Below are 9,962 nucleotides of genomic sequence, written 5' to 3' on the forward strand. Positions count from 1 at the left end.
ACCACGGCCTCAGGCTGCGCACCATGCGCCTGCCCGACCTGTTCCAGGACCAGGACAAACCCGAACGCCAGTACGACCTCGCAAAACTCAACGCACAACACATCGTCGATACCGTCCTCAAGGCGCTGCAGTGGAACGAGAACGCGATCGAACAGGATGCGCGCGCCTGATCCTAGGCGGACGGGCGACGCGGCGCTGACGACCGAGGAAGAAATGATCGACGGCTGGCGCGAATCCCAGCCCCACGGGGGGATCAGGTCGCGCTGACCAGCAATTTGTCGATCTTGCGCCCGTCCATGTCGACGATTTCGAAGCGCCAGCCCTGCTCGACGAAATGGTCGCCCTCCTCGGGCAACCGCTTGAGCACGGCCAGCGCGAGCCCCGCCACCGTTGCGAAATCGCGATCCTCCGGCAGGTCGAGGCCGATGCGTTCGGCAAAGGCGTCGGCGGGCATCTGGCCCGACACGAGCAGCGATCCGTCCTCGCGCTCGTGGACGCCGGGGGTTTCGCCGGGGTCATCGGCGTTGAACTCGCCGGCGATCGCCGCGAGCAGATCGGCGGGCGTCACCACGCCTTCGAAATGGCCGTATTCGTCATGGACGAAGCCCATGGCGACGTCGGCCCGGCGCAGCGCGCCCAGCGCGTCCATCGCGTCGACCTGATCGGGCAGCACCGGCGCGGACCGCGCCAGCCGCCTGAGGTCGATCGCCTCGCCGCGCATCAGCGCCCCGACGATGTCGCGCGCCTGGACGACGCCGACGACCGAATCGATCGACCCTTCGGCAACCGGCAGGCGGGTGTGCGGCGTCCGCAGCAGCGCCGCGCGCAGCCCTTCGGCATCCAAGTCGACGTCGAGCCAGTCGACGTCGGTACGCGGAGTCATCACCTCGCGCACCGGCCGGTCGGCCAGCCGCACCACGCCCGAGATGATCGAGCGCTCATGCTCCTCGATCACGCCCGATTTGTGCGCTTCGGCGACGAGCACCTGAAGCTCCTCCGCGGTCACGCGGTTCTCGGCCTCGCGGCTCAGACCGATCGCGCGGAAGACGAGCGAGGTCGTCGAATCGAGCACCCAGACGATCGGCGCAGTCGCCACCGCCAGCCAGCGCATCGGCAGCGCAACCAGCGCCGCGATCGGCTCCGGCGCGCGCAGCGCGAACTGCTTGGGGACGAGCTCGCCGATCACCAGCGAGGCATAGGTGGTCAGGCCGATGACGATCGTGAACGCGATCACCTCGGCCGCCTCATGCTCGATCCCCAGCCGCTCGATGCGCAGCGCGACGGGCAGGCCGAGGCTGGACCCCGAATAGGCGCCCGCGATGATGCCGATCAGCGTGATCCCGATCTGCACCGTCGACAGGAACTTGCCCGGATCCTCCGACAGCTTGAGCGCGGCGGCCGCACCCCGGCTGCCGCCGCGCGCCATCGCCTCCAGCCGCGCCGGGCGCGCGGACACGATCGCGAGTTCGGACATCGCGAACACGCCGTTCAGCGCGACGAGCGCCAGGATGATCGCAACATCCAGCCAGGGAAATGAAGGGAGGGTTTCCATCAGCGTTGGTCCCATCCCCTTAGCGCCAACCGGCCTCCTTTCACAACCGGTTCAGCTGGCGGCGTTCAGCACGCGATTCGATCCGCTGCCGGAACAACGGCGTCGGTCCGATGGTTCTGCAGTGCAAGAGCGATTGTTCAGGAGGAAAGTATGAAGTTCACATCCCGTCTGATGGGTGCGGCCGCGGTCGCCACGCTGACGCTCACCACCGCATGCGTCACCGATCCGGTGACCGGCGAGCGTCGCGTGTCGAAGGCCGCGATCGGCGGCGGCGGCGGCGCGCTCGCCGGCTATCTGCTCGGCGACCTGGTCGGCGGGCGGCGCGACCGGACCGAGAAGATCGTCGGGGCGGGCATCGGCGCGCTCGCGGGCGCGGGGATCGGCGCCTATATCGACCGGCAGGAGCGCGAGCTGCGTGCCCGTACCGCGGGCACCGACGTGCAGGTGACGCGCAACGGCGACGAGCTGCTGCTCAACCTGCCCTCGGGCATCACCTTTGCGACCGACAGCGCCAACATCCAGCCCGAATTCCGCGGCACGCTCAACGAAGTGGCGAGCGTCCTCGCGCAATATGAGCAGACCTATATCGACGTCTACGGCCACACCGATTCGACCGGGACCGACAGCTACAACCAGGCGCTGTCCGAACGCCGTGCGCGGTCGGTCGCCGACTATCTGGCTACCCAGGGCGTGAAGAGCGCGCGCATCGGCACGCGCGGCTTCGGCGAAACTCAGCCCGTCGCCAGCAACGATACCGAGGCCGGCCGCAGTGAGAACCGCCGCGTCGAAATCAAGATCGTGCCGATCACCGACACCAGCGCCGGCTGATCCCGCGTGTCGCCCCGGTGCAATCCCGCACCGGGGCAGACCCGCGAGCCTAATCGGCGGTGATGCGATAGTCCGAAACGCGGCCATCCGCACCCAGCTTGATCACCAGCCACGCATGATCGACCGATGTGTAGCTGGCCGGGCCAAGGACATAGATCATGTCCCACCCTTCCCACTTGTCCGTTCGCGTCGACTCACCGAGCAACCGAACGACGTCGTTGCGGTGCATTCCGGCTAAAGGATGTTGCCGGATCAGCGCGTCGACCATGTCCGCGCGCGCACGGGTGGTCAGATCCGCCCCCTTCCATTTCGCGGAATCGAATTTGTCGCCAGGTGTGCAGCAAGCGAGCAGGAGCAGCGCCACCATGTGGCGCAGACCGCCGGGCCGCACACGTCGGGCAGTGTTGGCCCCGACGCTCATCGCCTCGCCTCGAAGAAACGCCGGAGCAGGTCGGCCGCCTCGGCTTCGCCAAGTCCGGCATAGACTTCCGGCCGGTGGTGGCAGGTCGGCTGGTTGAAGAAGCGCGGCCCGTGTTCGACCGCACCGCCCTTTGGATCGGGCGCGGCGTAGTAGAGCCGCGCGATGCGGGCATGCGCGATCGCCCCGGCGCACATCGCGCAGGGCTCCAGCGTCACCCACAGGTCGCAATCGTCGAGCCGGTCGCGCGCCAGCAGCGTGGCGGCGGCGCGGATTACCCGGATTTCGGCGTGGCCGGTCGGGTCATGCGCCCCGCGCGGGGCATTCGCCGCGGTCGCGATGACCTCGCCCCGATGCACGATCGCCGCGCCGACGGGGATATCGCCCCGTCGCGCGGCGTCATCGGCGGCGTCGAGCGCGGCGCGCATCGGCGGGGGCAAGGGGAACATCGTCTTCCCTATGCCGCCCACCGTGGCTTTGCGCCAGCCCGCGCCGGGCGCGGCCGTCCCGCCTTATTCGGGCGCGCGATCGGACTTTTCGGCCTGTTCGACCTCGACCACCGGAACCTCGATCGTCCGGTTGACCGTGCGGACGTCGACATCGCCGACATCGACGTCGAATTCGGGGGCCTGACCACCCTCGACCTTGATTTCGGGCACTTTGGTGTCCGCGGTCTGGTCGATATTCATCATGCCGGTCGCCAGCAGGATCACCACGCCGATCACCAGGATCGCCACCAGAATCAGGAATCCGCGCATCATCCACCTCTTTTCCATTTGTTTCAGTGCCGAGTCGAACGCGCCGGCAGGGCCAAGGGTTGCGTCGGCCGGACAATGCAACCGCGTCCGGGCGGTTGACGCGGCGGCACTTTGTCGATAATCGCGCCCACTTTCCGGGGCTCGGGCCCCGCCAGACCGAAATCAGGAACGAATCATGTCGCGCATTTGCGAGCTGACCGGCAAGGGTCGCCAGGTGGGTCACAATGTGTCCCACGCCAACAACAAGACGAAGCGCACTTTCCTGCCCAACCTGCAGAATGTGACGCTGATCTCCGACGCGCTGGAGCGTTCGGTCAAGCTGCGCGTGTCGACCCACGGCCTGCGCTCGGTCGAACATGTCGGTGGCCTCGACAACTGGCTGATCAAGACCAGCGACGACGACCTGTCGCTGCGCGCGCGCCGCCTGAAGCGCGACGTCGCGCGCAAGCTGTCGGCGTCCAAGGCCGCCTAATCCACCAGCCGGAATTTCAGCAGCAGCGTCTGCTGGAGCCAGGACTGATTGTCGTCGGACGCGATCCACAGGATGGTCGCATCGCCTTCGCGCGTCGCGGCGATGGCTTCGAAATTTTCGTGGCGCACGGGCGGCTCGAACCGCGCGATGATGCGGCCGGTCAGCGTCGCGCCCGGACGTAGCGCCGAACCGTCGATCACCGTCAGCACCGCCGTGAAGAAGTCGGGCGCGCCGACCCGGCGGTTGAGAATCGCGATCCGCCCGTCGGGAAGCTCGGTCGCATCGGTCGGGCTGAAACCGGCCGGCGGGCGATAGCGCCAGCGATCGGCGCGGGTGCCGGGCGCGACCGGATCGCCATTGAATAGAATCGCGGCGCGTTCGATGCCGGGTCCGCGCGCTCGATCCTCGGGCCAGCGCGTGTTTTCCGCGATCACGATGAACCGCCCGTCGCGCAGCCGCGCCATCGATTCGGGCCCACCATTGGTCGACCATGGCCGCATGAGCGCCGGGACGACCTGGCCGGTCGCGCGCGCCAGCTGCCCTTCATAGCGCCAGATCTGATTGGTCCGTTCGAACGCGACCCAGGCGGTGCCGGTCGCCGGGTCGCGCGCCATCGCCTCCGAATCGCGGCTTTCCTTGGGCCAGCCGGTGCCAGGCCCCTGCGACAGCACTCCGAACCGGGCACTGTGCGGGCGCAGGTCGCTGCCCATGCGGAACCGGATGAACGTCGATCCGTCGGCAAGCAGCGTAAACCGGTCACCCGCCACCGTCATCGCGGAGAAGCCGCCAAAGGCGGGGTCGTTGCCGCGCAACCGCAGCCCCCCCAGATATTCGAGCGCGCCGAGATCGCACCGCGCGGGGCTGTCGGGGTAGAGCGCAACGCGTTCGGCGCGCAGCACCGGTCGCGCGCCGAACAGCGGCAGGCGTTCGCGGCCCGACCAGGTCGGCACGCCCGCCAGAATGAGGAAGATGACGACAAGAACGCGACGCATCCCGCGCCTTCGCACCACCCACGCGGATTATTCAAGGGCATGATGCCGCCCCGCGAAGCTGAACCGCGCATAACGAGCGCATTCAGGATCGCCTCAGCGCGACTCGCGCATAACGCTTTCATCGACGGCGGATGGACCTGGTTCCGGCGCCGGCACGATCGAAACGTGAAGTGACGAGGAGATTTGAAATGCTGAACAAGCTGATGCTCGCCGGCGCCGCGTTCGCGATGGGTGCCACTGCTCTGGTCCCCGCCGCGCCCGCCATGGCGCTTGACCGCGACGGCTATTATGGCCGCGGCTACGACGACGGCTATGGCTATCGCGACTATCGCCGCGACCGCCGCGACTGGCGCCAGGACCGCCGCTACTATCGTAACAATTACCGCAACAACTATCGCTGCCGCGACAATGGCACCGGTGGTCTGGTGGTCGGCGCGATCGCCGGCGGCCTGCTCGGCAACGAAGTCGCCGGGCGTGGCGACCGGGCGGTCGGCACCATCCTGGGCGGCGCGGTTGGCGCGCTGGCCGGACGCGCGATCGACCGGGCCGACCGTCCGCGCGGTTGCCGCTGATCCTTCGATCCCTCGGGTAGCGTAGCGAGGGCGGGGGCCGGTTCCTTCGGGGGCCGGCCCCTTTTATTATGTCACAAGCAAGGACGGCGACGGCAAAGCCGCCGCGTCGTCGGTCGGGAGCCGGCTGGCTCCCGCCGGCCGTGACGGGCACTGCGCTGCCGCGCACCGGCGCGGTCCGCGGCGCGCGACCCGCCTCCGCCCGTCAATACATATGCTGGCCGCCGTTGATCGACAGCGTCGACCCCGTCACGAAGCCCGCATCGTCCGAGCACAGGAATGCCACGCCGCGCGCGATTTCATGCGCCTGGCCCAGCCGCCCGACGGGAATCTTGGCGACGATCTTTTCCAGCACGTCGGCGGGCACGGCCGCCACCATGTCGGTATCGATATAGCCCGGTGCGATCGCGTTCACGGTGACGCCGAACTTCGCGCCTTCCTGGGCCAAGGCCTTGGTAAAGCCGTGGATGCCCGATTTCGCAGCCGCGTAGTTGACTTGGCCATATTGCCCGGCCTGGCCGTTGATCGACCCGATATTGACGATGCGGCCCCATTTGCGCTCGCGCATCCCGGCAAAGGTCGCCTTGGCCATGTTGAAGCAGCCGCCCAGATTGGTATCGATCACTTCCTTCCACGCCTGATAGCTCATCTTCATCAGCGTGCCGTCGCGGGTGATGCCGGCATTGTTGACGACGATGTCGACGGGCCCCAGCTCCGCCTCGACGCGCTTCACGCCCTCGATACAGGCGTCGTGGTCGGCGACGTCCCACTTGTAGACCTTGATGTTGTTGCGCGCGGCGCACGCTTGGGCACGCTCGTCATTGCCGGCATAGTTCGCCGCCACCGTGATTCCTTGTGCGGCGAGCGCGCAGCTGATCGCCTCGCCAATCCCGCGCGTCCCGCCCGTTACGATCGCTACCCTCGACATCCTCGACACTCCTTGCTGGTGTTTGACCCACGGTTAGGCGGGTCGCACCCAGCCTTCAAGCTCGCGCGCGATCAGATGGCGCAACAATTCGATGCCGCCCGGCGACGCGTTGAGGCAGGGCAGATAGGCGAAATGGGTGCCGCCCGCTTCCTCGAACTGCTCGCGCCCGCGGATCGACAGCTCCTCAAGCGTCTCCAGACAATCGGCCGAAAAGCCGGGCGCGAGGATCGCGACCTTGCGCTTGCCGGCTTTTGCCAGCTCGACGAGCGTGTCGTCGGTCGGCGGGCCGAGCCATTCGGCCGGGCCGAACCGCGACTGGAACGCCACGGTCAACGGCCGTCCGAGCGCCTCGCTCAGCAGCCGCGCGGTCTTCTGGCACTGGCAATGATAGGGGTCGCCGAGGTCGAGCGTGCGGCGCGGCATGCCGTGAAAGCTGGCGATGATCGTGTCGGGCACGAAATCGAGCGCGGCCAGCCCGGCCTCCACCGATACCCTGAGCGCGTCGATATAGGCGGGGTCGTCGTGATAGGGCGGCAGCGTGCGCAGCGCCGGCTGCCAGCGCAGCTTCATCAGCTCGGCGAACACCTTGTCATTGGCGGTCGCGGTCGTCGCCGCGCAATATTGCGGATAGAGCGGCGCGATCAGGATGCGCTGGCACCCGGCTTCGCGCATCGCCGCCAGCCGCTCCGCGATCGACGGCCGGCCATAGCGCATCGCCCAGTCGACCGTCACATCGGCCCCGAACGCGCCCTGCAGCGCCGCCGCCTGATCGCGGGTGATGACCGCCAGCGGCGAGCCGTCATCGGTCCATACCGCGCGATAGGCCTCCGCCGACTTGCGCGGCCGGGTGTTGAGGATCAGCCCGCGCAGGATCGGCTGCCACGCGATCGGCGGCAGCTCGACGACGCGGCGGTCGGACAGGAACTCGGCCAGATAGCGTTTGACCGCGCGCGGGCTGGGATCGTCGGGGGTGCCGAGGTTGATCAGCAGCACGCCGATGCGCGGACGGAGGACCGGGGGATGATCGGGCGGCAAGGTCATTCGCTTTCGCTCAACAGGGGAAGGCGGCGGATCCGGGTGCCGGTCGCCGCGACCAGCGCGTTGGCGATGGCGGGGGCGACCGGCGGCACCGCCAGCGTGCTGACCCCGCCGGGATCCGCATTGCTCTCGATCAGTTCGATCGACAGTTCGGGCATGTCGGCCAGCGTCGGCAGCCGCATTTGGGCAAAGCCGCGCACATCGGCGAGATTCTCGGTAAATCCGGTCGCGCCGCCAATCGCGGCGGCCATGCCGAAGATCAACCCGCCCTCGATCTGCTGGCGGACCAGGTCCGGATTGATCATCCGCCCGCAATCGACCGCGGCGATCAGCCGGTCGACCTTGATCCCGCCGCCGGTGGGCCGCGCTTCGGCCAGCACCGCGATGTAGGATCCGTGCGCGGCATGGGTGGCGACGCCCTGGCCGCTGCCCGGAATCCCGCCCTGCCACGCGCCCAGGCTGGCGACGACCGACATGCAACGCACCATCCGCGCCTCGGCCGCCAGCATCGTCGTGCGAAAGCTGATCGCCTCGACATTGGCGACATGCGCGAGTTCATCGACGAAGCATTCGTTGAAGAAGCAGGTATAGGCGTGCGCGCCCGACCGCCATTCGCCGACCGGCACGCCGATATCGGCCGGATGGTGGTCGATCGCCAGATTGGGGATGGCGTAAAGCGGCCGCGCGCCCGCCACCGCCGCCGCATCGCCGCTGCGCCCCAGGCTGCCGCGCCAGCCCGCTTCCCCGCCGTTGAGCCGCGCCTCGAGCTCGCGGCCGATCGAAGGTGCGGCGATCTTGGCAAGCCAGCCGGTGACGCTGCCGCCGGGCTGGACGCGCGCGCTCAGGCGGGCGAGCGCGGGCGGGCGATAGCGATCGTGCAGGCAGTCCTCGCTGCGCGACCAGGTCAGCTGGACCGGCTTGTCGACCGCGCGCGCGATCAGCGCGGCCTGGACACCCACGTCGGGCTCCAGCTTGGCGCCGAACGATCCGCCCGCCATGGTGACGTGCAGCGTCACCGTATCGGCATCGACGGCACAGGCGCGCGCGATCGCCGCGCGGGCGAGCGCGGGTGCCTGGCTCGGCATCCACACCGTCGGCCGTCCGTCGCGCCAGACCGCGGTCGCGCTCATCGGCTCGATCGCGGCGTGCAGTCCCGGTGCGGCCAGATATTCGGCGCTGACGATCGATGCCCCGCGAAAGGTGGCGGCAAGGTCGCCCATGGACGCCATGCGCGTGCCCTCACCCGCGATCGCGGTGCGCAGCGCGGCCGCGATGCTGTCCGAATTGACGATGCCGCCGCGCGTTTCAAAGCGCGGGGCGAGCGTGTCGAGCGCGCGATTGGCCGCCCACCAGCTTTCCGCCACCGCCGCGACCCAGCCGGGCTGTTCGACGATGCCGACCACCCCGCGCAGCCGCTCGGCCGCCGCGCGGTTGATCCGCACCAGCCGCGTGTCGCCGATCGGCCCCTGGCGGATCGCGGCGAACACCATGCCGGGCAGGCGGATGTCAGCAGCGAAATTGGCGGCGCCGTCGACCTTTGCCGGGGTGTCGAGCCGGGGCAGCGACTGGCCGGTCAGCCGTGGGCCCTCGCTGCGCAGGGGCAGTGCCTCGGGCACGCGGTGCTCTGCCGCTTCGGCAGCCAGTTCGGCGAAGCGCAGCCGTTGCCCGTCGCGCATGACGAACCCGTCGGCGGTGGCGCAGGATTCCCAGTCGCCGCCCCAGCGCGCCGCCGCCGCCTTGCACAGCATGACGCGCGCGGCCGCGCCCGCCTCGCGCAGCGGCGCTTCGAACGCGCGCACCGATGTCGATCCCGCGGTCAGCATGAGCGCCACATCGGCGTGCCGCGCGGGTTTGGTGCCGAACAGGGCCTGCGCACCCTCGGGATTGGCATAAAGGGGGTGCAGCGGTGCCGGCTCGACACCGACGGTGCGCCAGTCGGCACCGAGTTCGTCGGCCAGGATCTGGGGCAGCGCGGTATAGACCCCCTGCCCCAGCTCCGCCTGGGGCACGGCGACGGTCACCTGCCCGGTTTCCGCGATCTTCAGCCACGCACTGAACAGCGTCTCGTCCTCCCCCACCGGCAGGTTGGGGAGGTAGCGGCGCGGCCACAGCCACCACGCGACCACCAGCCCGACGCCCGCGCCGCCGCCGATCATCAGGCGCCGCCGGCTGATCCGGGGCGATTTGGCCATTTGGTCCGCCATCGCACCCGGCCTTAGTGCGCTTGCCCGCAATTGGAAACATGACCTGACGTCCCGCAAACGCGGCATCGACCGGGTCGATGCGCAAAGTCGATTGCGATCCGCGCGCAAGCGACGCACAATCGCGGCGATGCATCCGCACGCAACGCGCCCGCCGCTGCCTGCCGACCGCGCCGTCCGCGCGGCACCCGCCATATCGGCGGCCG

11 protein-coding genes are annotated in these 9,962 nt (G+C 69.0%); 3 read left to right on the forward strand and 8 right to left on the reverse strand.

Translation table 11 applies throughout. From position 1 onward, the window contains the following. Nucleotides 1–253: 253 nt before the first annotated feature. Nucleotides 254–1,552, reverse strand: a complete 1,299-nt coding sequence (locus tag AX709_RS13285; RefSeq protein WP_066482022.1) for a hemolysin family protein — start codon at nucleotides 1,550–1,552, stop codon at nucleotides 254–256. Between the two features lie 150 nt (nucleotides 1,553–1,702). Between AX709_RS13285 and AX709_RS13290 the strand changes: the two genes are divergently transcribed. Next, nucleotides 1,703–2,380, forward strand: coding sequence for an OmpA family protein (locus AX709_RS13290; protein WP_066482028.1), 678 nt, complete (start codon nucleotides 1,703–1,705; stop codon nucleotides 2,378–2,380). Nucleotides 2,381–2,429: 49 nt separating this feature from the next. Here the strand turns inward: AX709_RS13290 and AX709_RS13295 are convergent, their stop codons facing one another. The 3 genes from AX709_RS13295 to AX709_RS13305 form a co-directional block, all read right to left on the reverse strand. Next, complete coding sequence (locus tag AX709_RS13295) at nucleotides 2,430–2,801, reverse strand: hypothetical protein (RefSeq protein ID WP_066549992.1); 372 nt, start codon at nucleotides 2,799–2,801, stop codon at nucleotides 2,430–2,432. Next, nucleotides 2,798–3,226: a nucleoside deaminase gene (locus AX709_RS13300; protein WP_066482033.1), complete on the reverse strand. Its 429-nt coding sequence runs from the start codon at nucleotides 3,224–3,226 to the stop codon at nucleotides 2,798–2,800. Before AX709_RS13300 ends, AX709_RS13295 begins: the two co-directional genes overlap by 4 nt. Nucleotides 3,227–3,310: 84 nt before the next feature. Next, complete coding sequence (locus tag AX709_RS13305) at nucleotides 3,311–3,556, reverse strand: hypothetical protein (RefSeq protein ID WP_066667084.1); 246 nt, start codon at nucleotides 3,554–3,556, stop codon at nucleotides 3,311–3,313. A gap of 175 nt (nucleotides 3,557–3,731) precedes the next feature. Between AX709_RS13305 and rpmB the strand changes: the two genes are divergently transcribed. Next, a complete protein-coding gene (gene rpmB, locus AX709_RS13310) occupies nucleotides 3,732–4,028 on the forward strand; it encodes a 50S ribosomal protein L28 (protein ID WP_066549997.1) in 297 nt (98 codons plus the stop codon). Here rpmB and AX709_RS13315 read toward each other — a convergent pair. Then, a complete protein-coding gene (locus tag AX709_RS13315) occupies nucleotides 4,025–5,020 on the reverse strand; it encodes an esterase-like activity of phytase family protein (protein WP_066550000.1) in 996 nt (331 codons plus the stop codon). The two genes, rpmB and AX709_RS13315, sit on opposite strands and share 4 nt — an antisense overlap. A gap of 188 nt (nucleotides 5,021–5,208) precedes the next feature. Here AX709_RS13315 and AX709_RS13320 point away from each other — a divergent pair, with 188 nt between their 5' ends. Beyond that, nucleotides 5,209–5,592, forward strand: coding sequence for a glycine zipper 2TM domain-containing protein (locus AX709_RS13320; RefSeq protein WP_066482043.1), 384 nt, complete (start codon nucleotides 5,209–5,211; stop codon nucleotides 5,590–5,592). Nucleotides 5,593–5,794: 202 nt separating this feature from the next. Here the strand turns inward: AX709_RS13320 and phbB are convergent, their stop codons facing one another. From phbB to AX709_RS13335, 3 genes are read right to left on the reverse strand one after another with little or no spacing between them, the layout of a single operon-like run. Next, nucleotides 5,795–6,517 (reverse strand): acetoacetyl-CoA reductase, encoded by a 723-nt coding sequence (gene phbB / locus AX709_RS13325; RefSeq protein ID WP_066482046.1) that lies wholly within the window; start codon nucleotides 6,515–6,517, stop codon nucleotides 5,795–5,797. Nucleotides 6,518–6,550: 33 nt separating this feature from the next. Next, nucleotides 6,551–7,558 carry a ferrochelatase gene (gene hemH / locus AX709_RS13330; RefSeq protein WP_066550002.1) on the reverse strand — a complete coding sequence of 336 codons (1,008 nt, stop codon included), beginning with the start codon at nucleotides 7,556–7,558 and terminating at the stop codon, nucleotides 6,551–6,553. Continuing rightward, complete coding sequence (locus tag AX709_RS13335; RefSeq protein ID WP_066550004.1) at nucleotides 7,555–9,747, reverse strand: xanthine dehydrogenase family protein molybdopterin-binding subunit; 2,193 nt, start codon at nucleotides 9,745–9,747, stop codon at nucleotides 7,555–7,557. Before AX709_RS13335 ends, hemH begins: the two co-directional genes overlap by 4 nt. Nucleotides 9,748–9,962: the final 215 nt, after the last annotated feature.

Origin of the sequence: Sphingomonas sp. CCH15-F11, assembly GCF_001557005.1 — a bacterium.
GTDB lineage: Bacteria > Pseudomonadota > Alphaproteobacteria > Sphingomonadales > Sphingomonadaceae > Sphingomonas.

What these genes read in the sequence shown, in the direction of transcription:
- AX709_RS13285 (WP_066482022.1), bottom strand. Translation starts at nt 1,552, where the DNA reads ATGGAAACCCTCCCTTCATTTCCCTGGCTGGATGTTGCGATCATCCTG.
- AX709_RS13290 (WP_066482028.1), top strand. Translation starts at nt 1,703, where the DNA reads ATGAAGTTCACATCCCGTCTGATGGGTGCGGCCGCGGTCGCCACGCTG.
- AX709_RS13295 (WP_066549992.1), bottom strand. Translation starts at nt 2,801, where the DNA reads ATGAGCGTCGGGGCCAACACTGCCCGACGTGTGCGGCCCGGCGGTCTG.
- AX709_RS13300 (WP_066482033.1), bottom strand. Translation starts at nt 3,226, where the DNA reads ATGCGCGCCGCGCTCGACGCCGCCGATGACGCCGCGCGACGGGGCGAT.
- AX709_RS13305 (WP_066667084.1), bottom strand. Translation starts at nt 3,556, where the DNA reads ATGCGCGGATTCCTGATTCTGGTGGCGATCCTGGTGATCGGCGTGGTG.
- rpmB (WP_066549997.1), top strand. Translation starts at nt 3,732, where the DNA reads ATGTCGCGCATTTGCGAGCTGACCGGCAAGGGTCGCCAGGTGGGTCAC.
- AX709_RS13315 (WP_066550000.1), bottom strand. Translation starts at nt 5,020, where the DNA reads ATGCGTCGCGTTCTTGTCGTCATCTTCCTCATTCTGGCGGGCGTGCCG.
- AX709_RS13320 (WP_066482043.1), top strand. Translation starts at nt 5,209, where the DNA reads ATGCTGAACAAGCTGATGCTCGCCGGCGCCGCGTTCGCGATGGGTGCC.
- phbB (WP_066482046.1), bottom strand. Translation starts at nt 6,517, where the DNA reads ATGTCGAGGGTAGCGATCGTAACGGGCGGGACGCGCGGGATTGGCGAG.
- hemH (WP_066550002.1), bottom strand. Translation starts at nt 7,558, where the DNA reads ATGACCTTGCCGCCCGATCATCCCCCGGTCCTCCGTCCGCGCATCGGC.
- AX709_RS13335 (WP_066550004.1), bottom strand. Translation starts at nt 9,747, where the DNA reads ATGGCCAAATCGCCCCGGATCAGCCGGCGGCGCCTGATGATCGGCGGC.